Annotated in this window: 19 protein-coding genes and 3 pseudogenes; 8 read left to right on the top strand and 14 right to left on the bottom strand. The window is 64.7% G+C overall.

Translation table 11 applies throughout. From position 1 onward, the window contains the following. Window positions 1-87: 87 nt before the first annotated feature. From ACFYPD_RS15235 to ACFYPD_RS15220, 4 genes and pseudogenes are all read right to left on the bottom strand, one after another. A complete protein-coding gene (locus tag ACFYPD_RS15235) occupies window positions 88-309 on the bottom strand; it encodes a winged helix-turn-helix domain-containing protein (RefSeq protein ID WP_334450858.1) in 222 nt (73 codons plus the stop codon). A gap of 903 nt (window positions 310-1212) precedes the next feature. Beyond that, a complete protein-coding gene (locus ACFYPD_RS15230) occupies window positions 1213-2163 on the bottom strand; it encodes an LCP family protein (protein ID WP_387113179.1) in 951 nt (316 codons plus the stop codon). Window positions 2164-2764: 601 nt separating this feature from the next. Then, a pseudogene (locus tag ACFYPD_RS15225) lies at window positions 2765-3551 on the bottom strand (transposase); the annotation flags it as partial. After that, window positions 3517-3920 (bottom strand): annotated as a pseudogene (locus ACFYPD_RS15220) (IS630 family transposase); the annotation flags it as partial. The pseudogenes ACFYPD_RS15220 and ACFYPD_RS15225, both read right to left, overlap by 35 nt. Before the next feature lie 400 nt (window positions 3921-4320). Between ACFYPD_RS15220 and ACFYPD_RS15215 the strand changes: the two are divergent. After that, window positions 4321-4678 (top strand): annotated as a pseudogene (locus ACFYPD_RS15215) (IS30 family transposase); the annotation flags it as partial. A 148-nt stretch (window positions 4679-4826) separates the two neighbouring features. Here the strand turns inward: ACFYPD_RS15215 and ACFYPD_RS15210 are convergent. Next, window positions 4827-6080 (bottom strand): nucleotide sugar dehydrogenase, encoded by a 1254-nt coding sequence (locus ACFYPD_RS15210; RefSeq protein WP_387113177.1) that lies wholly within the window; start codon window positions 6078-6080, stop codon window positions 4827-4829. Between the two features lie 437 nt (window positions 6081-6517). Next, window positions 6518-6796: a hypothetical protein gene (locus ACFYPD_RS15205; RefSeq protein WP_387113175.1), complete on the bottom strand. Its 279-nt coding sequence runs from the start codon at window positions 6794-6796 to the stop codon at window positions 6518-6520. Window positions 6797-6958: 162 nt separating this feature from the next. On the opposite strand from ACFYPD_RS15205, the gene ACFYPD_RS15200 reads away from it, so the two are divergent. The 5 genes from ACFYPD_RS15200 to ACFYPD_RS15180 all read left to right on the top strand — a co-directional run bounded on the left by ACFYPD_RS15200 (window position 6959) and on the right by ACFYPD_RS15180 (window position 11869). Further along, entirely contained in the window at window positions 6959-7441 is a 483-nt protein-coding gene (locus ACFYPD_RS15200) for a hypothetical protein (protein WP_387113173.1), read from the top strand. A 120-nt stretch (window positions 7442-7561) separates the two neighbouring features. Next, the gene (locus ACFYPD_RS15195) at window positions 7562-7687 is read left to right on the top strand and encodes a hypothetical protein (protein ID WP_387113171.1); all 126 of its coding nucleotides are present in this window, start codon (window positions 7562-7564) and stop codon (window positions 7685-7687) included. A gap of 204 nt (window positions 7688-7891) precedes the next feature. After that, window positions 7892-8959 (top strand): hypothetical protein, encoded by a 1068-nt coding sequence (locus ACFYPD_RS15190; RefSeq protein WP_387113169.1) that lies wholly within the window; start codon window positions 7892-7894, stop codon window positions 8957-8959. Between the two features lie 36 nt (window positions 8960-8995). After that, complete coding sequence (locus ACFYPD_RS15185; RefSeq protein ID WP_387113167.1) at window positions 8996-10318, top strand: lipopolysaccharide biosynthesis protein; 1323 nt, start codon at window positions 8996-8998, stop codon at window positions 10316-10318. A 369-nt stretch (window positions 10319-10687) separates the two neighbouring features. Then, window positions 10688-11869 (top strand): hypothetical protein, encoded by a 1182-nt coding sequence (locus ACFYPD_RS15180; RefSeq protein WP_387113165.1) that lies wholly within the window; start codon window positions 10688-10690, stop codon window positions 11867-11869. Window positions 11870-12045: 176 nt separating this feature from the next. Here ACFYPD_RS15180 and ACFYPD_RS15175 read toward each other — a convergent pair whose 3' ends face one another. From ACFYPD_RS15175 to ACFYPD_RS15145, 7 genes are all read right to left on the bottom strand, one after another. Further along, on the bottom strand, window positions 12046-12399 hold the full coding sequence (locus tag ACFYPD_RS15175; RefSeq protein ID WP_387113163.1) for a hypothetical protein: 354 nt from the start codon (window positions 12397-12399) through the stop codon (window positions 12046-12048). 258 nt (window positions 12400-12657) lie between these two features. Next, window positions 12658-13431, bottom strand: coding sequence for a glycosyltransferase (locus ACFYPD_RS15170; RefSeq protein WP_387113161.1), 774 nt, complete (start codon window positions 13429-13431; stop codon window positions 12658-12660). A 380-nt stretch (window positions 13432-13811) separates the two neighbouring features. Beyond that, a complete protein-coding gene (locus tag ACFYPD_RS15165) occupies window positions 13812-14453 on the bottom strand; it encodes a glycosyltransferase (RefSeq protein ID WP_387113159.1) in 642 nt (213 codons plus the stop codon). A 448-nt stretch (window positions 14454-14901) separates the two neighbouring features. After that, window positions 14902-15504, bottom strand: a complete 603-nt coding sequence (locus ACFYPD_RS15160; RefSeq protein WP_387113158.1) for a hypothetical protein — start codon at window positions 15502-15504, stop codon at window positions 14902-14904. After that, entirely contained in the window at window positions 15494-16477 is a 984-nt protein-coding gene (locus ACFYPD_RS15155; RefSeq protein WP_387113156.1) for a GDP-L-fucose synthase family protein, read from the bottom strand. Before ACFYPD_RS15155 ends, ACFYPD_RS15160 begins: the two co-directional genes overlap by 11 nt. Then, entirely contained in the window at window positions 16474-17502 is a 1029-nt protein-coding gene (gmd, locus tag ACFYPD_RS15150; RefSeq protein WP_387113154.1) for a GDP-mannose 4,6-dehydratase, read from the bottom strand. Before gmd ends, ACFYPD_RS15155 begins: the two co-directional genes overlap by 4 nt. Next, the gene (locus ACFYPD_RS15145) at window positions 17499-18770 is read right to left on the bottom strand and encodes a glycosyltransferase family 4 protein (RefSeq protein ID WP_387113152.1); all 1272 of its coding nucleotides are present in this window, start codon (window positions 18768-18770) and stop codon (window positions 17499-17501) included. Before ACFYPD_RS15145 ends, gmd begins: the two co-directional genes overlap by 4 nt. A gap of 250 nt (window positions 18771-19020) precedes the next feature. Here ACFYPD_RS15145 and ACFYPD_RS15140 point away from each other — a divergent pair, with 250 nt between their 5' ends. Beyond that, entirely contained in the window at window positions 19021-20646 is a 1626-nt protein-coding gene (locus ACFYPD_RS15140) for a polysaccharide biosynthesis tyrosine autokinase (protein ID WP_387113150.1), read from the top strand. Between the two features lie 233 nt (window positions 20647-20879). Here ACFYPD_RS15140 and ACFYPD_RS15135 read toward each other — a convergent pair whose 3' ends face one another. Next, window positions 20880-21446, bottom strand: coding sequence for a low molecular weight phosphatase family protein (locus tag ACFYPD_RS15135; RefSeq protein WP_387113148.1), 567 nt, complete (start codon window positions 21444-21446; stop codon window positions 20880-20882). A 283-nt stretch (window positions 21447-21729) separates the two neighbouring features. On the opposite strand from ACFYPD_RS15135, the gene ffh reads away from it, so the two are divergent. Next, a complete protein-coding gene (gene ffh / locus ACFYPD_RS15130) occupies window positions 21730-23283 on the top strand; it encodes a signal recognition particle protein (protein WP_107077625.1) in 1554 nt (517 codons plus the stop codon). The last annotated feature ends 101 nt before the right edge of the window (window positions 23284-23384 follow it).

Raw genomic sequence — 23384 nt, 5'->3', positions numbered from 1 at the left:
TGGACAAGAGCAAGACGTCTGCGGCACCCTGACCCGGCACGGACGAACGGCCCCTACCCGGAGGTCCGGGCCGATTCCCTGTCACCGCTAGCCGTTCTCTTTGACGTACACCCCGGCACCGGGCAGCGACTCCGTGAGTCCCTGCATTTTCAAGATCAGAAAGACTCGGTCGGCAACGAAGCTGGATACCTTGTAGTGCTCGCATAGCTCGGCACGGCTGGGCAGGCGTGAGCCGGGCGGAAACTCCCCGGACTTGATCCGGTTCGTCATGTCCTCGGCTACGCGTTGGTAGGCGTACTGCGGTGGCACTGGTGGTTCCCTCCGGTCGGCACCTCCTACTCAATCACCCATGGCGAGAGCTTGACTAGCAATGGATAGCCATGGCAGGTTCGATGGCGGGTCCCTCCGGTCGGCAACCAACGGGACCTCCGATAGCGGTCCGGGCACCTGATCGGGGATCGGTGCCCGGACCTGCTCCTCTCTGGAGGTGGAGCCGTGCCCATGGATGACGGACCGATCACGCCTGCCCTGGTGCTCTGGACGGCCAAGCGGGTGATCACGGCGCACCGGGAGCAGCCGAGCGAGTACCGGGTCACGGGGCGCTGCGGGCAGTGCCGGGACGACGGGTGCGACATGCTGACGTGGGCCCGGGGCGTGGTCCGGGCGCACCGGAGCCGAGGCAATGCCCCTGGCCCCATTGAGGGAGCCGCTGTCGGGCCGACATCGAAGGGCTCCGCCATCCGGCACCGTCAGGGCATGAACGTGCCAGTCAGACCGAAGGGCTCAGCAAGCGGCACGGAGGCCTGACCGCCGTGCATGAACTCGACCTGACCGTGCGGGCCGGCGAGGTGTACGGCTTCCTCGATTCGAAGGCGCCGGCAAGACCGGCGCCCTCCGGATGCTGCTTGGCCTGGTACGCCCCACCGTGGGCGCCGTGCGGCTACTCGGCCGATCCAATGCGTTGCGGGCAGTGGCCCTGCCCGTGGGGCTGGGCCTGGTGTGGATGCTCACGGTGCAGAACCTGCCCGCCGCGATCGCCGCCCCACCGCTAGAACTGGATGGCGGAGGCTGCCCGGTCCCAACGCGAATTTCCTCGCGGCGGCGCTCGGGCCGCCGGGGACACCCTGGCATCGGGGCCGGCGGGCAGGCGGCGCTGGTGGTTGCGGGGCTGCCGGCTCGGCGGAGCGGGTCAGCAATCGGACCCGGCTCCGATCAGCTACCGGGGACCTTCTGGGGGTGGGCGGCCAGCCACTCTTGAATGGTGTCGTCGCGGATCGCGGCGAACATCTCCTTCGCCTTCGCGTCGTCCAGCTTCACCGCGGAGCCGGCGTGGGTCTTAAGGCTGGCGCTCGTGTACGGCACCGTCGCGAACTTGATGTTCGCGGGCTTGATGCCCCGTGCGACCAACGCCAACTCCTGCAGGTCGAGTGACTTGTCGATGGTCAACGCGTCGGCGGTTGTCGCCAGCAGCTCATCTAGGCGGAAAGGGTTCTGCAGCATGCCATCGGCGGCGACCTTCTCCGCGATGGCCTTGACGACCAGTTGCTGGTCGTGGATGCGCCCGAAGTCCCCGCCCGGCACCGTCTTGCGCTGCCGCATGAACTCCTCGGCGGCCGCCCCGTCAAGCTGGTGGCAGCCCTTCTCCCACACCTTGCCAGAGGACCTCGACCCGACGGTGTACGGGACGCAGACGCGTACGCCGTCGACCGCGTCGACCATCTTGTTGATGCTGGCGAAGTTGGCGATCAGCGCGCCGTCGAACTTCACTCCGGTGAGCTGGGTGATGGTCTTCGCGGCGTGGGGTGCGCCGCCGAAGGCGAACGCGGCGTTCAGCTTGTTCATGCCACCGCGCCAGCCGTTGGCCGGAGGGACGTAGACGTAGCTGTCCCGCGGGATCGACACGATGGTGGCGCGGTCGAGGTTCTTGCTCAGGTGCACCAGCATGATGGTGTCCGACCGCTGGCCGGCGACGCTGCCTTCGTCAGGTGTGCCCTCCCGGCTGTCGCTGCCGAGCAGCAGCAGATCGAGGGGCCCCGCCTTCCAGCGCTGCTCGTCCTTCGGCACGGCGACCGGCCCGAGGATGTCCTCGTGGTGGGTCTTGCCCTCATAGCGGCCGACCAGCAGGAGGGAGCCGGCCCCGCCGCAGATTCCGCCAATCAGCACGAGCGTGAGAAGGACAATGAGCGCCTTCTGCCAGCGCTTCAAGGAACGCCGGTGGCGAGTCTTACGTTCGGTTGAATCTGGGGCGGGCGGATTTAACACGTCTGACATATACCCCTCAGTCTTTCCGCTTCGCCAGCGTCGCTCACTTCAGATCTAAGCTGCAGTGAGAGTTCTTCTCAAGTCCGAGCAGGGCAGGCGTGAACAGGTTAGGCAAATGCTCGGCCGATGGCAGCCCCAGCGCCAGCCGAATGAGCGGCGAGCGTACCCGACCGGTCAGAGTGCAGTCACCGATCCGGCCAGCCTGCGCAGTCACAAGTTCCACGAGCGTGGCCAAACGCGGCATGTTCGTCCGGGGTGAATGTCCGCTCACTCGAACGTCACTTGATTGTCCGGCTGGCGTAGTGACCGGGTCTGCGCTGGTAGTGCGGTCGTCGGGCTCGGGCTTGGGATGTTCGTCGCCAGGTCGACCAGTGCGGGGTGTGGGCGGGTGGTAGCGGTAGGGCGAGGACGAGGGCGTTGAGGAGTCGGCGGATCTCGGGACGGTCAGGCGATGGTCTCCGGGTCGGCGTCGGCTGCTGCGCGGTGGTGGTGGCGAGGATGGTCAGGGCGGCCAGGGCGAGCATGGCCAGTGCCGTGACCACGAACGTTCGCGGTGTTGGTCAGGCTGCGCGGGTGGCGGGTTGCCCCGAGCGTCGTTGCGCCAGCGCAGGTAGGCCTGCAATTTCCGGGTCAGGACAGGGTGGTTGGGGTGGTTCGAGCCGGCGATGACGAAGGTGTGTAGCGGCCCGAACTGGGCCCCGATCGGGTTGGCCCAGGAGGCGTAGGTCGGGGTGAAGCAGAGCTCGACCTTGTTCCGTGCCGCCCACCTGCGGATCTTGGCGCCCTTGTGCGCGGACGGGTTGTCCAGAATCACGTAGATCGGCGCCCCGTCCGGACGCGCGGCCCGGGTCGACTTGAGCGCGGCGAGGATGTTCGCGGCGCATTTGCGCCGTCGGACGACGCCCCAGAGTTGGCCGTCGCCGACGCTGTAGCAGCCGTGGAACTGTCGGACGCCGTGCAGCTTGTGGTAGTTCGCGGGCAGCCGGTGGGGATGCCCGGCCAGTGCCCACCCTGTGCCGGCCTGGGGGCGGTTCACGAGGGGCCCGAACTCGTCGAAGGACCCGCTGCGGGAAGTGGCTGCTGATGTACTCGACCCGGGCGAGCTTGGCGTCCCGGTGCGGGTCGGTGGACTCCTTCCACGCCTTGGTCCGTTGGAAGGTGATCCGGTGTCGGTGCAGGAGCTGCCGCAGCCGTTCCCGCCCGATGCGGACCCGTCGAGTGGAGTGAACGCCACCTGACCGGTCGGCCACGTCCAAGGCGGCCGAACAGGCTGGTCGTGCCGTAGCGGACGTAGCGGGCACCCCTGGCATCATCGGCAGCACCGGGGCGCTACGGTCGAGGGCCTGCATCTGCGACTTCTCATCCACCGCGAGGACCATCGCCTTGTCCGGCGGGTCTAGGTACAACCCGACCACGTCGCGGACCTTCTCGATGAACTGGGGGTGGTCCGACAGCTTCCACGTGTCCACCAGATGCGGCTTGAGGCCGAACGCCCGCCAGAACCGCGAGACCGCCGTCTGGCTCAACCCGACCGCCTGGGCCATCGACCGGGTCGACCAGTGCGTGTCGTTGTTGATCGGCGCCTCTTCCAGGGTCTTCACGATCACCGCCTCGACCTGCTCATCGGCGATCTTGCGGGCAGCGTCCGGACGAGGCTGGTGGTTTCTAGGCTTCAGTTGCAACTGATCTTGGTTGGGCTCGGGGTGCTGGTGGCGAGGCCGGGTGTGTTGAGGTTCGGGCATCGGCAGGTGTTGGAGCATTTGTGGGCCTCGGGTCGGACGATCTCGCGGATCGCGGGGCTTCTCGGGGTGCCGGTGTGCACGGTGTCGCGGGAGGTGGCGCGGAACAACAGTGCGCGGCACGGGACGAAGAACCTGCTCGGGCGGTCGTTGTCGCCGGGGCGGGCTCGCCGTGCGTATCGGTGGGGGTATCAGGCGCAGTGGGCTCAGCGGCGGGCTGATGCGGTCAGGCGGCGACGGGCGCCGTCGAAGCTGGGGGTGGGTACACGTTGCCGCGGGTGCCGTACGCAGCCGGCGGCCCTGGATCGGGGACCTGCACATCAGCACCCGACCGGCCGAGGCCACCGACCGGGCGGCGCCCGGGCACTGGGAAGGTGACCTGGTCATCGGCAAGGCCGGAGCCTCAGCGATCGTGACCCTGGTGGAACGAGCCACCCGCTACGTGATGCTCGGCACCCTGCCCCACGGCCGCGACAGCGAAGCCGTCATCGGTGAGCTCACCGCCCTGGCCGCCCGGATGCCCGCGCACCTGCGCCGTTCGCTGACCTGGGACCAGGGCGGGGAAATGGCCACCCACCCGGTGTTCACCGTCGCCACCGGCTGCCCGCTACTTCTGCGACCCGCACAGCCCCTGGCAACGCGGCACCAACGGACTACTCCGCCAGTACTTCCCCAAGAGCACCTTCGACTTCCGAACCACCGACCAGAACGCCTTGGACGAAGTAGCCATATCTCGATTTCCGACACGCCGAGCGGTCACATCAGCTTAGACGTCACCGCCGACTTCGACACAGGCCCTAAAACTCGGCACGTCCCTTGGTTCAGCTACAGTCGGTGCGACTTCTCTCCGGAGGTGACGCCCCGTGTATCGAAAAACCGCTTGGCAACTTCAGCTAGTCGATTCGCCTCGTACTCGCGGTGATTCTGAACAAGGATGACAAGGTCTGCTGAGGCGACTGCACCTTCGAGATCATTCACCTTGGGGACCTCGAAGCCTGAAACGCTCCACCGCTCGACCCGCGGATCATGGTAAGTAACCTTCGCGCCTAAGGCTGCAAGTCGACGGGCCAGGGGCGTCGCGGGTGATTCGCGCTGGTCGGCGATATCGGCCTTATATGTTACGCCGAGCAGCAGAACAGACGCACCGTTCATCGCGAGGCCGGCGTCGTTCAAGATGTTTTGCGCACGGCTCGCAACGTACGAGGGCATCGTGGCGTTAATCTCCTGCGCCAACTCTACGAACCGGAACGGGTACCCCAGCTTTGCTCGCACGTTGTGGCTTAGGTAGTTCGGGTCGATTGGGATGCAGTGGCCGCCCACGCCAGGGCCCGGGTAGAACGCCTGGAAGCCGAATGGCTTAGTGGATGCGGCGTTAATGACGTCCCACAGGTCGATGCCTAGCTCGTGGCAGAACCTGGCCATCTCGTTGACGAGGGCAATGTTGATGTGGCGGTACGTGTTTTCTAGCAGCTTGGCGGTTTCTGCTTCCCGCGTACCATTGGCCCGCACAACTTTTTCTATGAAGCGGCTGTAGAACGCGGCTGCTCGGTCCGTGCTCTCTGGGGTATCGCCACCGACAACTTTCGGCGTGTTGTGCGTGCCGTAGTGCTCGTTCCCTGGGTCGATGCGTTCCGGAGAAAACGCGAGGAAGAAGTCAACACCTGCGGTGAGGCCGGACTTCTCAAGGATGGGGCGGACGACATCGTCCGTGGTTCCCGGGTAGGTCGTGGATTCCAATACCACCAGCATCCCGGCGCGTAGGCTCCGGGCCACGGAGTGGGCCGCAGCTTTGACCGCTTTTAGCTCGGGCCCACCGTCCTCCGACAGCGGCGTTGGAACGCAAATAACCGCAGTCTCGGCGGTGCCGATCTCGGACTGATCCGTGGTGGCGCGGAAACCATGGCGGAGCATCTCGGCGATGTCTGCGTCCGAGAGGTCGTCCACATGAGAGCTGCCATCGTTGAGCGCACGGACGACATCAATGTTGACATCGTAGCCAACTACCGACAAGCCTGCTCGCAACGCCTGCTGAGCCAGTGGGAGCCCGACGTAACCGAGCCCGAGCACAACAAGATCCACGACGCCCTGCCTTCCGTTCCCCCCTGTGAACCACAGCGGAGCGACTGATGGTATCGGCAAACGACCGCACTAGACGACGGGCCCCCCATAGTTCGCGGTGGGTATCCGGTCGGCGAGGTCGTCGACGCGGATGAGGGTGCAGGGTCCCGGCAGAGTCGTGCAGTGCCCGGCTTGATGTGGTTGGTGTAGACGCACGCTTGCTGGTGGTAACAGGGCGGGCATGACCGTTCAGATGATCATCGAGGTTGCTACGCCTTGTTGATCGTCCGAAGTAAGTCATGCCCGCCCTGCCATCATCGCTGATCTCGTCCTTGTCCGGTCCACCGGCGGTCACCGTGCCCGAAACCGCTGCTGGGCTGCTCGCAGCGCTGGCCGATCTGCCGGATCCTCGCGCTCGCCGTGGTGAGCAGGATGCAAAGCCCGGTGACAGGAGACTGTCACGCCGGGATCTCTGAGAACCGGAGGGTAAACCTTCCTCCGGCTACCCGACCCTGGATGGGGGTGCGGTCGTCGACGTGCACGCGTCGGTCGCAGCCGACGGCCAGGACGTAGCCGATACCGCGGTGCTCCAGGTCGGCGCGCAGGCCGGGGTGGGTGCCGCAGACCTCGTCGTCGGTCACCCATGCGGCGGGCGCACCGGCGCCTAGTACTCCAACGTCACTTGGCTTCGGCGTTGGGCGTGGCGTGGGCATGAGGACGGCCACTGCGTTGATCATCGATGGTTTGTGAGGTCAACCGAAGATCGTGCGGCCTTCCGCCGCTGCTGCCATGGTGGGGACCGCGCCAACGCGGACAGTAACGGCCCGGAGCCCATCGGACGTTTACAACCTGGGCACGTTCATGCGTACCTACCTGAGCCTCCGAACTCGTACGCCGACATGTGGGCCTGGGTCACCACCGCCACCCGGTCGGACGAGCGCCGCCGGCTGCTCATCCGCCGGAACCGGACCACCGGCGAGCTGGCCTTCTACCTGTGCTGGTCACCCCTCCCGGTGCGGCTACACACCCCTCGTCCGTGTCGCCGGCTCCGTTGGAGCATCGAACAACTGTTCCAGATCGGCAAAGGCCAGGTCGGCCTGGACCACTACCAAGTCCGCGGCTGGACCGGCTGGCACCGGTTCATCACCCTGGCGGTCCTGGCCACCCTCGCCGCCCAGCAGCCCGACACCGACCCAGAGATCATCGCGTTGACCGTCGCCGAGATCCGCCGATTCCCTCAACGCCTTCGTCCCCGCCACACCGCTACCGCCAGAGCAAACCCTGCACTGGTCGATCTGGCGACGAACATCCCCCAAGCCCGGGCCCGACAATCCCACTACCAGCGCAGACTCGCTCACGACGCCAGCCGGAAGATCAAGTGACGCTGGAGTACTAGGCCCGAATGAAAATCCTGACGGATGTGTCACGGGTCTTGACACCTGTCAGGGCCCTGAGAAGCGTGTGAGGGGAGCTGCCGCAGCGTCCGAACCGCGTTCTGCGAGATGACGGACACGGACTGTCGCCATCCGCCCGCCATCGGCGCACTACACGCCGCCGGCATCACCAACATCGCCGCCGCCGACCGCCACCACGCCCGCGACACCATCCGCCCACTCGCCCTCACCTAACGACTTCGCCGGGGCCCTGCCTGGGGTGCGGGGACAGCGCGAGCTGGGGCCAGCGGAGCGCTGCTACAGTGCCATGACGTCCCAGCGTGTCCAGGGTTTCACGGGAGAAGAAATGCCGCTGCAGAGACATGCCCCTGCGATTGAGCGCTGTCCGTGCCCAATCAGTCAGCTAGGCCGATCGGGACAACGATGAGGCCGACCGGCATGCGTGGCACCGGCAAAATTTTGGTCGTTGAGCCAAATCCCAGCGGCCATCGACTGCTCTATGTGCGCCTAATAGTCGAGCGTGCGGTGGAACTCGAGCGTGAATTCAGCGTCGCGCTCCGACCTGGTGTCGAGGACACGGATGAGTACAAGACGCACCTCTCCGGTGTCGATCTAGGAACCATCCTCAGGACATCCTCCACCACCATTAGTGGGTTGCTGTCACTAGCACATCAGTCCTCCGCCGAACTCATAGTTGTTCCAGACGGCGACCAGCTTGCAATCAGGCTTGGGGCCGGTGCCCGATGGGCAAGCGATGCACGATTGTCCCTCCTAGTAATGCGTGCCACCGCTCAGGGACATGGGCGCAGGTTGTTGGACCTCGCTCGCAGGATAGTTCGTCGAGCGCTGGTCGCGGCTGCATCGGCGCGACCCAGAGTAAGCGTTACGATCTTGAGAAGCAGTTGGATCGCCCCGAGCCGGTTGGGCAGGACCGTCGGCGACCCGATCTCAATCACCGTGTTGCCGCTCGATCGCCCTGCAATTCGGTCGAAGCGAGGGCTCGACCCAGGTAGGTTCTGGTTCGCAGTTCTTGGAGCCGTGACTGAACGCAAGAACGCCGACTTAGTGGCCCAAGCGTTGCTGGCGCTGCCATCCCGGGAAGTGGGACTAGTGGTGGCTGGGAAGATCCAGCCTTCCGTGCTCGCGAGGCTCCAAGACCTTATTCCCCAGTTCTCGCAAATGGGCGTCGGACTGGTGATAGACAATCGCTTACTGACCGATAGTGAGCTCGACGAGTACGTGGTGGCGAGCGACTGCTTGGTGCTCGCTCACTCAAACGAAGGACCGAGCGGGCTATTCGGCAAGGCACTGGTCGCCGGAACTCGTGTCCTTGCGGCCGGTGCTCGGTCTCTACGCACCGACGCAAGGACGATGCCCAGTCACGCGAGATGGGTGCCACTCTCCGTCAAGTCGCTGGCACAGGGCATGGCCAAAGTGCTATCGAGCGAAAGACCAAAGCCAGCTGATCTTCCGGATCCTCGACAATTCGCGGAGGCGCTCCTGTGAACAGCCCGTTCGTCTGCGCGGACCTCGCTCGCTGTGATGCCAGCCTCGGCGGTAAAGGGGAGACACAAATTGGGTAATGGCGGCAACGCGCCCGTTCACGTGCGTAGTTCGGGTCGTGTCGCCACGGCGCAAAATCCCCCCCGGCACCAGCGTGTACGCTCAGTTGGCGCCCAAGCTGTGATGCTCGCATTCGCGTCGGGGTTGGCGCAACTCTTGGTGGCGGGCGTTTACATCCTCGCGGCGCGGGGGACGGCACCGGCTGACTTCGGCGTCGTTGTTACGTCGGTGGCCATTGGAACTGCCGGCGCTGGTCTACTGGACCTCGGCACCAACGCGTTTTGGATGAGGGAACTATCACGAAACGCGATAGCCCCTTCCGATCTGGGTGCGCGAGTCCGTACGAAGCTCGCGGTTGGCGCTCTCGTAGCTGCGTCGTGGGGCATAACTGTCGCTTGGTTCCAGCCCACGTTGAGTATCGCTGGAGCGATCCTGTTCGCGGTGGCTGCAAGCCAGACAATGCTTGTGCCCCTGCGGGCCACGAAGCGAGGCGGTACAGTGGCTCTCCTGCTGGTCTTAGAGAGACTGGTAGCGGTTGCGGTATTTGCCTTGCTAACGCTTTCGGGCGCGTCGACGCAGCTGTCGCTCTGGATTTCCTTGGCAGTAGGAAGCATTAGCATGGCCGTGGTGGCATACTCAATCCAGGCCCGCCATTCGAGACTTCGTCTAACGGGTCGCGGCTTTGCAAATCCATGGCGGGGAACACGCCACTATGGCCTCAGCTCCCTTGCCCTAAGCGCTCAGCAGTTTGATCTGCCCATACTGGGGGCCGTCGCGGGAGCCACCGCAGCGGGCATCTATGGCGGCGTCAATAGGTGGACGCAGCCCATGGGACTACTCGCTACAGCCTTCTCATCTGCCGCCGCGCCTTTTGTCGCAGGGGCGACGGATTGGAAATCCGCCCGGCAACATGTGATGCGAGCCGCTTGGGTACTGGCCCTCGGAATTGCGGCATGCTGCGTCATCATATTAGTTGCACCAAAGGTCGTTGAAATGTTGCTTGGTCAAGAATATGCTGGGTCCGCCCCCGTTCTGCGGTGGCTTGCCGCAGGCACAGTACTTACAACATTGAACCAGCCACTTGCGTCCTTTCTTCAGTCCAGGGCACATGAAGATATGGTTGCGTATGTATTAGTAGGGTCGGTAGCCATGCAGCTCTGCTTGGTGGTCGCACTTGGCTCGACCATGGGCGCCGAGGGTGCGGCGGTCGCGTATTGCGTACTACAACTCGGTGTGTTTGCGTCGCTCGCCATCTGTATGAGGGCGGCATATCGAAGAGAGAATGGTCGAGCCAGAGAATGAAGCCGCATATGGGGAGGCGGAAGCCGACGCACCTATTCCCCGGCTTTACAGCATGCTGCGGGTAGCGATCGAATACCCATCGATGGCTTTCCCAACCTCAAGCAGTGTGATGAGCGACTTGCGCGCTCCGGCTGGACAGCAGATGAGTTGCAAGGTTGGTGCAGAACGTTGAGATCTGAGCGCGCGGAGCCACAGCCATATGCTCGGTTGTCGCGACCTACTGACTTACGCCATCGGAACTCGCAACGCGTAGCTGTTGTCGGCGTATATTCCATAGCCTCCGGGATCCTCGGTGCCCTATTGGCCGTGCTTACCGGTGAGCCGCTATGGGGGTTAGTGACTATGCTCCTTGTTATTGGCATTATGCTTGTGCAGGGCATGGTCGGTGCGCGGGGAATTCTAGCGGCATTGTTGTTCTTTCTAATCCCTCCTGGAGTGCTCGGTGAGAGTTCTTTATTGGGAACATTCGTCGCGCTGGCCGGCCTCGCCGCAATCGCGCTCACATATCGGCCCTCGTCCAGGACCCAAGCGACCGCTGCGATCCTGTATGGCCTGTGTTTCATTGCGCTGGCCGTCGGCATCAGTTTTGCCGGCGGAGTGTATTTTGCTCTAGTCTATGTGATTGCGGGGGCCGTTGCCCTACTAGCCATCTCGCGAGTCGAGTTTGTTGCAGCCACAGTCCGCGGGATCACTTGCATTATCGCTCCACTTGCGTGCTCATACGGTCTTACTCTAGTGTTTGGATTTGCCGGGAACGAAATCGGCTCATCAACTTTGGGTAGCAGGCAGATCGAATTCTACATGCCGTTCACATTGGCGACCGCCGGGCCGCCATTTATTGAAGGGTCGCGGCGATTCGCTCCGCTCGTTGGTGAGCCTGGCCTCGCAGTGTACTATCTTATTCCGATCATCACTCTGATCGCCGTGACGCGCCTCGACAATCGCCTAAGAGCACTCGCCGTCGGCGCCGTCATTGTCGCGGCCACTTTCACGCAGTCGCTAGGGACACTAATCGCGATTGGAGCAGGGCTACTCGGCTTCGGTCTGGCGCACCTTGCAGCCAGGAAGCGACGCCCGGCTGCTGCGATCATACTTGCTTCGGTGGTCGCAATGATTGCGGTCCCCCTGGTCGTCTATTTGCTCAGTTATAAGGCCGGTATCGCGGCTGAATCAGCCACTGATCGCGGTATCGTCGATGCGGGCAGTAGATCCTCGGCGTCATTGGGAAACATCAACCTGATAGTTGCATATTCGCACAATGTTGGTCTCGCGATAGCACTGACGTGCGCGCTTTTCGCGATCGGATCCGCCGCTGTCCGTCACCTCGGGGGGCTCCTTGCATTCGTCATGTTCGCCATCACGGCCGTGTTCGCTCAGCCCAGCCAATGGCAAATCGGTGGATGGATGCTGCTGGCCATGGCGGTCGTCGTCGCAAGTTCGCCAGCAGGCCCTGCGCTGCCATCTGGCCGGACCAGGACCAGCAAGGTCTGGAAAAAGGGGTCAACCCTCCGGAGCCGCGGCGGGTACGTGACAGCGAGGCACCAGCGATAGCAGCTCTTCGAAATTAGCGAGGGTTGAGGTGTACGCGGATTTCGCGGGACGCCCGCATGGGCGCACCGCTGGTAGAACTGGTACAGCGGGCCGCGGGCGCGCTCTCGGTTGGGATGGGTGCGGATCAGGTCGAGTAGGTCGAGCAGGATTTCCTCAACGTTCCACGCCGGCGGTGATCAGTTGGCCGATAGGCGTCGGCAGGTTGGACAGCTCGTTGAAAAGGGCGTCAACGCCTCCACCCTGCGGGCGGGCGGCGCTGCGGGTGGGAGCCGGTTACGCAGGTCCCGCACGCGGTTGCCCTTGCGGCCGTGCCGTCCGCGGCGAGTCACGGTGACCCGGCGGCGGACCGCGAGGTACGCGATCGCCTCGCCACCCTCAGCGATCGTCACCGCCACGTCCACCGCGACCGGGCCCGGGTCGTTGCCGCCGCGCCGCTGCCGCAACCTCGCGAGGGCCTGGCCGAACTCGGCGATCAACCCCGTCACGTCAGCGAGATCTGCCAATAGACGGGTGCCGGCGTGCCCGACCACGCCGCGTCCTTCCGCGCTGAACTGATCTTCGGGCGGGTTCCGGTAGCCTTCACGTGGAGCCTGAACTGGGCAAGATCGAAGTTATTGAGGCTTGCTTTCCTCGGTTCTGCTGATTTATCCACAAGCGACACTCAGTTGGCCCGGACATAGTCCCCACAGTGACCACGACGATGATCCGAGCGGGCCGGTAAGGCCGGCAGGCCAAACTAAATAACCACGCTGTCCCTCACTAAGATCATCAATGCGGACACCGCCGGGTTACCCTTTCGATTGTGGACCATGGCTAAGCGACGTATACGCCTCAATCCAGCGCCTGGCAACGTTGTGCGCTTGGAATTCCTGTGTGGCCTCCGATGCTTGCCGCGCGAGCGCCCCAAGTAGAGCCGAGTCGCAAATAAGCTTGGTCACTTTGCTCGCCAGCTCGACAGGGTCCTGGCAGATCAAGCCATGAACACCGTCCTGTGCTGCAATTCCTTCGAATGCGGCCCGCGTCCCAGCCACGGCCCGGCCCATGGCGAGCGCCTGAACAGTTCGGTTCTTCAGGCCCGTACCCGTACGGTCCGGCAATACCACGAGATCTGCCTGCCTGAGAGCGAGCCTATAGTCATCCACCCACTCAATATAGTTGATAGGAAGACCGAGATCGTCGCGGCCTAAGCCTTCGATCCCTGGGACACGTCCTAGTATGTCAATCTGGATGCCCTCGGGCAGGTCAGATGCGGCAAGCGCTCTGATGAACTCTTCGTAACCGAGCCGTATGTGGTCGTGACGCAAATCGGCGAAGACAAGAATCCGACGAGTGGCATCTCGAGGAATCGGATGATCGCCTACCGCTGCAATCTCGTCGGTCGGGACGATGACCGGTATGGCGAATACACCTGCGGTGCGAAGCGCACTTCGAAGATAGCCGGCATCATCCTCAGAAACGACGTGCAGCGGAACGCCCAGACGGGCGAGCCGAAGCTCTATGGCCCGGAAAAGAGCCGCAGCCACATATTTTCCCATTCGGCCCGGAATCGGCAGCCGGGCCATTCGTAGGTTCCTACGCGAGCCAGGATCGATGAAGCTAACTATGGTTGGCGCAGGCATTCGCCGCCGGACCAAGCCCGCCGCGGCCGCACCCTCTATATGGATAACGTCTGGAGGTGGTTGGTCGCCATGCCGCAGGACTCTGCGGGAGAAGGACGAGCGCGACAATAGCCTGAGCCCTGTCACCAGAGTCGAGCCCGGCTGGGCGCCAAGAGTTTGAAAGGTCAGGCCATGGTCGCGGGCAAGGGCCTCAGTGTCCACGAGTTCTGGGTTCTTGACAATACCGCGGAACCGGACCTTGACTCCGTGGGACTGTAGCGTGGACGCGAGGATTACCGACTGCTGGTGGAGGCCTTCGCGGGGTGGGTACGTCAGATCCGAGACTACGTAGTCGACACGCAAAGGTCATCACCCTCGATGGCTTGAATTAGCCCGGCCGCCATGGCCTCAATGGAGTAGCGGCGGATGCTGCACTCCGCGATCGCGGCGCCATCAGCGAAGACTTCAGACCGCTGCCTCGCAGCTCGCCGAATCGCGGAGGCCAAATCGCCGGGATCGTCGCTCTGAAAGAACATAGCGTTGAATCCCTCCGAGGCTGCTTCGATTTCGGGTCCGTGCGGCTCGTCTCTGGCGATCAGGGCGGGAACCCCGAACCCAAAGCTTTGAGTGATGGATAGGCCCGCACAGCCAGGCGAGGCGCTCGCGATCGCCGCGGAGTAGTAGCCTCGGAGTACCGAGGGGCGAGACTCATGGCCGATGAGCCGAATGCGTTCACCGAAGCCGGTTTCTGCGATGTGCCGCTCCAGAATGCTCCTCGCCGGCCCGTCCCCGACGATGGTCAACCGAAGCTGCGGCAGATCCGAAGCGACCAGCTCGAATGCGGAAACCAAGAGGTCGGGCTTCTTCGCGTCGACCAAACGGCCAACGTAGAGGACGCTATTCCGCATCGAATTCGCGTCAAAGCCCATTTCGTCCGCGCTGTACAGAGAGTTGGGGGCCGCAGTCACTTGCTTGCGGGGGTACATCTCGCGAAGCTCATCGGCTTGTTGCTCAGTGTACGTGACAAGCTCGGATGCAAGCCTGCGCATGAGACCGCGCAGCCCGTCTGATCTGCTGTTTCGCCCCCCTCTCGGCCATGCATGTCCCCAAAGAAGGGTCCTGCGACGTGCAACCCGACGCGCCGCCAGAAGCAGCCAATTCGCCGGCATGCGTGGGTTGAGATCTAGCAGGAGCGTTCTAGCGCGGAGCAGGCCCATGAGCGGGAGGTTCTGAATAAGTAACCTAGAGCCCACCATGAACCGGTTGGTGACAAGCGTGTATGGAACTTCCGCCGGATCCGCCAGTCGGATGTCCGTTCCCCATGGGATGTTGCCGCCGAGTATTTGGAGGCTCTCGCCGAAGTGCTCTGCCACCAGTTGAAGGCACCGGGTCCGGTATTCGGCAATAGAGGCGAAAGCCATAACGGCCGCGGGGCTACGACGTTGCGTCATCAGCATCCCCCGACGTTCGGAACCTCGGACCAAGATCCGTAACACCGGAAGACCCGACGATTCGCCCCGCCGGAACCTGCCCAGCCACACATGTCGCCGGAGCGATCAGCGCGGAGCGACCGATATGTGTTCCGCCCAACACGATGCACCGAGAAGTCACCCATGCTCCGGGATCAATTCGGATAGGGCGAGTAATCAGCGCCATATCGCGCCGGTGCGCGTGGCTGCCAGTGGTAAGGAAGGTCTCTTGCGAGATGACAACATCGTGGCCAACGTAGATGTGGTCCTGGTTGTGGAACCACACACCCTCACCAATCCAGGAGCGGTCGTCGATGTGTAGCTTCCATGGAAACTTGACGCGGGTTCGAGGCCGGAAGATGACACCTCGCCCGATCTCGGCGCCGAAGAGCCGCAGCACGAGTGCGCGCAGGCCCGAGCTGATCTGCCAGGGATTGGTGACGAATAGCAACTCGAAGACACTCCACAGGTAAACGACAAGTGCGGGTCGGTCCCACGCCTGTCGTTCACCCGGTGCCTTCGATAGGTCGATGACCGGGATCGTGGACGCATCCTGCTCAGTGGACATCTGCCTTCTCCCACGCCGTCATGCGGTAGGCACCGACCACCGAGGCGATGCCTTCGCGGAGCCGAATATTCGCCGTCCAGCCGGCGTCACGAAGCCTGGAGACATCGAGGAGTTTCTGCGGCGTTCCGTCTGGCTTAGACGAATCCCACTCGGTGCGACCGGTGTAGCCGACCGCCTCGGCCACCAGGTTGGCGATCTCCCGGATTGTGGTGTCCTTGCCGGTGCCGACATTGACCTGGCTCGGTCCGTCGTAGTGCTCCAACAGGAAGAGGCAGGCGTCGGCCATGTCGTCCGAATGCAGGAACTCCCGCCGCGGTGTGCCGGAACCCCAGTTCGTCACTGTGCTCGCGCCGGTGCGGACGGCCTCGTCGTAGCGCCGAATCAGAGCCGGCAGCACATGCGACCCGGTAGGCGAGAAGTTGTCGTTGGGCCCATACAGGTTCGTCGGCATCGCGGAGATCCATGGCAGACCGTACTGGCGGCGGACGGCTTGCACATGGAGGATCCCAGCGATCTTGGCTATAGCGTAGGCGTCATTGGTCGGCTCGAGGTGGCCGGTAAGCAGGGACTCCTCGCGAATGGGCTGCTCGGCGTACTTCGGGTAGATGCATGACGAGCCGAGGAAAAGCACACGTTCCACATCGTTGGCGAGCGCCGCGTCGAGCACGTTGGTCTGAATGCGCAGGTTCTCGCTGAGGAAGTCCACCGGGTAGGTGCTGTTGGCCAAGATGCCACCGACCTTGGCTGCAGCCAAAACTAGGTACCGCGGCTTGGTCTCGGCCATGAACGCGAATGTGGCATCCCGGTCGCGCAGGTCCAACTCGGCCGAGGTCTTGCCCACCAGCCGGGTGAACCCGCTGGCCTTGAGTTTGCGCCAAATGGCGCTGCCCACGAGCCCGCGGTGGCCCGCAACGTAGAAGGTTGCGTCACGGTCCAGCTCGCCCGCTGTGTAGCTGACGCCGTCGTCGCTCACGCGCTCCTCCAGGATGCGAGATCAACCTTGTCGATCCACGGATTGCCGGCATGTGTCAAAGCCTCAACGTCGGCGTCGACCATGAGTTTGGCCAGCGCCCGGCCGTCGATGCTCGCCTTCCACCCGAGGTGCTCTCGCGCCTTGGTCGCGTCCCCGATCAACGCGTCGACCTCGGTGGGGCGTAGGTAGCGCTCGTCGAACCGGACGTGCTCGCGCCAGTCCAGCCCGACGCGGCTGAAGGCGATCTCCACGAACTCCTGAACGCTGACGCCGACGCCGGTGGCGAGCACGTAGTCATCGGGCTGGTCGGCCTGCAGCATGCGCCACATACCTTCGACATATTCGGGTGCGTAACCCCAGTCGCGAACCGCCTCGAGATTCCCCATATACAGGTGGCGCTGCTTGCCGGCCTTGATGGCTGCGACGGCTCGAGTGATCTTGCGCGTGACGAACGTTTCGCCCCGGCGCGGAGACTCGTGGTTGAAGAGGATGCCGTTGACCGCGAACAGCCCGTAGGCCTCACGGTAGTTCTTAGTGATCCAGTAGCTGTAGAGCTTCGCAGCGGCGTAGGGCGACCGCGGATAGAACGGGGTGGTTTCGCTCTGGGGCGGCGGCGTCGCGCCGTACAGCTCGGACGAGGACGCCTGGTAGTAGCGGGTGTCGACGCCCGCCAGCCGCACTGCCTCCAGCAGCCGGACCGACCCCGTTCCGGTCGTGTCCGCCGTGTGTTCCGGCTCGTCGAAGGACACCCGCACATGCGATTGGGCGGCGAGGTTGTATACCTCATCCGGGCCGATCCGTTGCAGCAACGTAACGAGCCGTGCCCCGTCACTCAGGTCGCCGTAGTGCAGGAACAGTCGCGCGCCCGGTTCGTGGGGGTCGACGTAGAGGTGGTCTATCCGACTCGTGTTGAACGTGGAGGCACGCCGGATGAGGCCGTGAACCTCGTACCCCTTGGCGAGCAATAGCTCCGCCAGATAGGAACCGTCCTGACCGGTGATACCGGTGATAAGCGCTCGCTTCATTGAGCCACGACCTCCATCGACTTGCTACGCCGTCCCCGAGCCCCGCCTTGACGGTCCTCTGCCAAATCCACCAACCACTTCTCAAAGTGGTCAAGCGCCGCATCCTGTCCGAGTGCGGTGTCGCGAAAGCGGCGCCCTGCCGCCCCAAGGGCGCGTGCCCGGGCCGGGTCCGCCCGGAGTGAGAGGGCGGCATCCAGCAGGGCCTGAGGATCGCCAGCGGCGACTCTCGTTCCTCCGCCGGAAGTATCGATCTCGCTGGCGGTTACGCTCGCCTCATCCGTAGCCGCGAGCACTGGGAGCGATGCGGAGAAGTACGTCGTGAGCTTGCTCGGCACCGACATCTCCTTCATCCCCGCCCGCTCGTTGACGAGAAGAATGTCGGCGCTCCCCAGCGTCTGCCTGAATTCATCGTCTGGAAGGGGTGCTACGAATTCGATGGAGGTCACATCCCTGGCGAGAGACTGCAGGCGAGCGCGTTGGTTGCCGTCGCCGAGCAGCACGAACCGTACAGGCGCGCGCTGTCGGTCAGCGAGCCGAGCCGCCTCAACGACGTTCTCAAGGCCCTGCTTCGCGCCCATGTTGCCGGCGTGAAGGATCACGGTAACGTCGGGGTCCCAGCCACGTCGGTTCCGGACGGCCGCCCGATCGACCTCCATCGGCGGATCAACGTGGGACCAGTTGCGAATTACCTCGACGCATCCCGCCGGCACGCCCAGTGTCTCTGTGACGAAAGAACGAAATCTGTCGTGAATCACGACGACGCCGGTCGCGGAGCGGAGCGTGCGGGACTCCAGTGCCTTTAGCGCGGTTGCGGCAGACCTGCCGCCCTGGCCCGTCTCGGTGATGCCCAGACTGTAGAGATCCTGGATCCAGATACCGGTCGCGAGACCACGTGACCGGCGAGCGCGGAGCGCGGCGAGCGCACTGGTTATCAGGTTCGGCGACACGAGCAACACAACATCGGGGCGATGCCACCGGGCGGTCAGAAAGCGGATCCCGAGGCTGAGCTCAGAGAGCAACCTCCGCCCACCGCTCGGTCTCGCCGGCACATAATGCCCCAACCGCTGGACTCGGACTCCTTCGACCTCACCAGATACGGACCAGCCGCCGTAACCCTCCCTCACCCGCCACTCGGGATAGTGCGGATGAGAGGTGATCACGCGCACATCGTGCCCCCGTGCCACGAGCCCGTTCGCCAGACCCGCCGTATAAGGGGCATTCCCGGTCGGCTCGGGCGCGTAATGACCGCCCAGGATCGTCACTCTCATCGCGCGTCCAACTCCTGGCTTTCAGCGATCGGAACTACTGCCGTCGGGCCGCGGGCGTTCACGGTTGCCCTGGTGGCCCATTCAGACACAGGTTCTGATCGCGTGGCCGCACCCAAGCTGACACGCGATCACAGCATCCGGGCAGCAATTTGTCAAGATTGGATCTTGCCTGATTGATCCCGTTTCCGACCCTTCTGCGACGTCTTGTTATGAGATTGCATCGCCCGGCGAGCCAGCGGCAATCTTGGTCATGGTCACCGGTCTGCGTGCCGGATCCGACGACCTTGCTAAACTGACGGCGTTCGCCTCGGCCAATCCAGACTTTCGGAGCATGATGGACATCACGCAGTACCTGCGTGCGCTGCGGGCGCAGTGGCTTCTTGTGGTGCTCATGACGGCGGTGGGAGGCGCGGCCGCTGGCGCGTATTCATGGGTTCAAACCCCCATGTACCAGGCGGATGCGCAATTGTTCGTGTCGATCAGCGAGCGGGACGCGGGCGCCGCCGATCTTAACCAGGGCGGCACCTTCGCGCAGCAACGCGTAAGGTCCTACGTCGACATTGTCGACAGCCCCATGGTGACCAGCGAGGTCATCAAATCGCTCAACCTTTCCTACACCACGGACGAATTGGCGAAGCAGATCGAGGCCTCCTCGCCGCTGAACACGGTTCTGCTGAATATCTCCGTGACCGACCCGTCGCCGCAGCGAGCCCGGGACATCGCCAACGCCGTCGTGAGTCAACTTCCCCGGTTCATCGCCGACATCGAGACCCCTGCGGGCACGACCTCACCGATCAAGGCGACGGTGACCAAGAGCGCGACGCTGCCGAGCGAACCCGTCGCGCCGAGGACAAAACTCAACCTCGCGCTCGGGCTCCTTGTCGGCCTCGCTAGCGGCGCGGGGCTCGCGGTCCTGCGTCATACGCTGGACAAGACCATTCGCGGCCGGCGAGAGGCCGCCCTGGTAGCGGACGCGGCCGTCGTGGGCGAGATCGGGGACGACCCGAAGATGAAGGTGCAAGCGCTGATCGCCGACGACCCGACGGGACTGCGGGCCGAGGAGTTCCGCCGGCTGCGGACCAACATCCGCTTTCTCTCGATCGACGGGCGGATCGGCAGCCTTGTGGTTACGGGCTCGGTTCCCAGCGAGGGCAAGTCCACCGTTGCCGCGAACATGGCCATCGCGCTCGCCCAATCCGGCGAGAGGGTCGTCCTCATCGACGGCGATCTCCGCAAGCCGACGATTGCCACACTGTTCGGGCTGCCGGGTGGCGTCGGCCTCACCAGCGTGCTCATCGGCGACGTGCGGATCGAGGCAGCGATGCACCACTGGCGGCAGGAGCTGCCGCTCTATGTGGTGACCTCCGGTCCGACCCCGCCAAACCCCAGCGAACTTCTCGGCACACGCCGCCTCGCCGACCTGGTCGCGGGCCTGGTGGCGAGCGGCATGACAGTGATCTTCGATTCGCCCCCGCTGCTGCCGGTTACCGATGCCGCCGTGCTGGCGCGGTCGACCGACGGCGCACTCGTGGTGACCCGGGTCGGCTCGACCAAGGTCGACGAGCTCGAGACGTCGATCGAGACCCTTCGGAACGTCGATGCCCGCATCCTCGGCGTAGTGGCGAACCGGGTCAAGCGGAAGAAGAAGGACGACTACTACGCCGCACAGCCCAGCGGCTGGACGGGGGCTGCGGCGGCCAAGGCTGCCCAGGCCGTGATGGCGCCGCCCAATACCGATCGTGCGCCGGCGGCTGCGACGGCGCCCCCACAGGGTCGAGCGACCCCCCCACCGCCGGCCCGGCACCAGCAACGCCCTGCGGTCGGCAGGCGCAACGGACTTGACGGGTTAGAGAACCGCGAGGATGGACCTTGGTGATCGAAGAGCCTCGGCCATCAAGCCCTACCTGTTTGCCGCACCGGCTGTGCGCCTTGGGTGGGTTATGGCGGTGGACCTTCCGGATGGACGACCCGGTCGCCTTGCATGAGTCGCTCGAGCAGTCGGCATGATTGGCGCCGTTGACTCGCCGCCGCTTCCCGTGACCGATGCCGCATCGTCGCCCCATGAGCCCTTTCATCGAACAGCATGATCTCGATGCAAAGGGCTCAGAGTTACACCACGCCCAGGATCGTCTCGATTGCCTCTTCGATCTGGTCCGCCGCGACGCGGTAGTTCTGTCTGGTGCCACCCATGGGGTCGGCGATGTCGAAGCTCTCGGGCGGCAGCGGCTGCAGGTAACCACGCCGTTGCTTGACCACCCGAGCCAGGTTCGCCGCCCGTTCGACCGCGTAGTGCCCGGGCACCTCGTCGGGTTTGAGCCCGCGCACCAGCCACGCCAGTTCTCGCCAGGTGAACGTGTAAGGGAGAGCCTTAGGTACCTGGGCGACAACCTCGTCACGATGGTTGCGAGTGGCGGTGAGGACCAGGTGCGCACGTGCCACCGCGTCCAGGTCGAGCAATTGTGAGACGAAATGGTCCGCGGGCACACCGCGGCGTTCCAGCTCGGCAATGGCGAAGGGCTGCATCGGCCGGCCGGGCGGCCCCTGGGTACCGCCGCTCGTCACAAAGATCGAGTCGGCTGCCCGACCGTATCGGTCCCGGAGGCCGGCCTCCATCAGCCGTAGGGCAATTGGTGACCGGGCCTGGTTCCCGGTGCACACATGAATGATGCCCCCCATCGCAGACCTTCCCCCATCGCCACGCCCAGCAGGGAAAAGGATACCTACCGTGCGGGCCGCGGCCTCCGGAGAGCATTGAGCCGGAGTGGCGCAGATATCATCCCTGCCGCATGCGGGAGTGGCGTCACGATGTCGAAAGGTGCGCGCCGACGGGGCCAGGGGTGGATCGGTGGCTGCCACGGCGTGGGGTGCGGGTGCGGGTGGCGGGCTACCCTAGCTGTGGCCGGCTGGTGTACGTCGGCCGCGTTTTGCCCGCCGTAACACTGACAAACGGGATGTTCGCGTGTTTGACACCTTGAGTGACCGCCTGTCCGGGATCTTCACCAAGCTCCGCGGCAAGGGTCGGCTCACCGACGCCGACATCGACGCCACCGCGCGCGAGATCCGCATGGCGCTGCTGGAGGCCGATGTCGCCCTGCCGGTGGTCAAGGGCTTCATCGCGAACGTCAAGGAGCGGGCGCGCAGCGCCGAGGTCTCCCAGGCGCTCAACCCGGCCCAGCAGATCGTCAAGATCGTCAACGAGGAGCTGATCAACGTCCTCGGCGGCGAGGGGCGCCGGCTCCAGTTCGCCAAGCACCCGCCGACCGTGATCATGCTGGCCGGTCTCCAGGGTTCGGGTAAGACCACCCTCGCCGGCAAGCTGGCCCGCTGGCTCAAGGCCCAGGGCCACCAGCCGCTGCTGGTCGCCGCCGACCTCCAGCGCCCCAACGCCGTCGGGCAGCTTCAGGTGCTCGGCGGCCGGGCCGGCGTCGAGGTGTACGCCCCGGAGCCCGGCAACGGCGTCGGCAACCCGGTGCAGGTCGCGCGCGACTCGATCGAGCACGCCAAGCGGGCCGCCCGCGACATCGTCATCGTCGACACCGCCGGCCGGCTCGGCATCGACGCCGAGATGATGCAGCAGGCCGCCGACATCCGCGACGCGGTCCAGCCCGACGAGGTCATCTTCGTCATCGACGCGATGGTCGGCCAGGACGCCGTCCGCACCGCCGAGGCGTTCCGCGACGGCGTCGGCATCACCGGCGTGGTCCTCTCCAAGCTCGACGGCGACGCCCGCGGTGGCGCCGCCCTGTCGGTCCGGGAGGTCACCGGGCAGCCGATCCTGTTCGCCTCCACCGGCGAGAAGCTGGAGGACTTCGACGTCTTCCACCCCGACCGGATGGCCAGCCGGATCCTCGGCATGGGCGACGTCCTCACTCTGATCGAGCAGGCCGAGCAGGCCTTCGACGCCGATCAGAAGGAGAAGATGACCGCCAAGCTGATGGGCGGCGAGCAGTTCACCCTGGAGGACTTCCTCGACCAGCTCATCGCGGTCCGCCGGATGGGCCCGATCGCCAACGTGCTGGCCATGATGCCCGGCATGGGGCAGATGAAGGACCAGCTCGCCGAGCTGGACGACAAGCACTTCGACCGGGTCACCGCGATCATCCGGTCGATGACCCCGGCCGAGCGCACCACCCCGAAGATCATCAACGGCTCCCGGCGGGCCCGCATCGCCAGCGGCTCCGGCGTCACCGTGATGGACGTCAACCAGCTGCTCAACCGCTTCGCCGACGCGCAGAAGATGATGAAGCAGATGGGCGGCATGATGGGCCTGCCCGGCGGGGGCCGGCGCAAGGCGACCAAGTCGCCCAAGAACAAGCGCAAGGGCACCAAGGGCGGCGGGCGGCCGCGCACCGGCGCCGGGGTGCCGGGCGGCTTCCCGGGCGGCATGCCGCAGCTCCCGCCGGGCCTCGACCCGGGCGACCTGGCCGGCGGCCAGGGCCTGCCGCCGGGCTTCAAGCTGCCGAAGATCGACTTCAACAAGCTCGGCAAGGGCGGTGACAAGGGTCCCCGATGACCACGTGCCGACGGCCCCGCCCCCATCTCCGGGGCGGGGCCGTCGGCGTTCGGTGGCGGGCTCGTAACACGCTCGCGGACGTGATCCGGTAGGACTGTGCA

Origin of the sequence: Micromonospora sp. NPDC005299, from assembly GCF_042872345.1 — a bacterium.
Classification (GTDB): Bacteria; Actinomycetota; Actinomycetes; order Mycobacteriales; family Micromonosporaceae; genus Micromonospora.
Note: the sequence above shows the minus strand (reverse complement) of the source record. Positions and strands in the feature narration are given on the sequence as shown.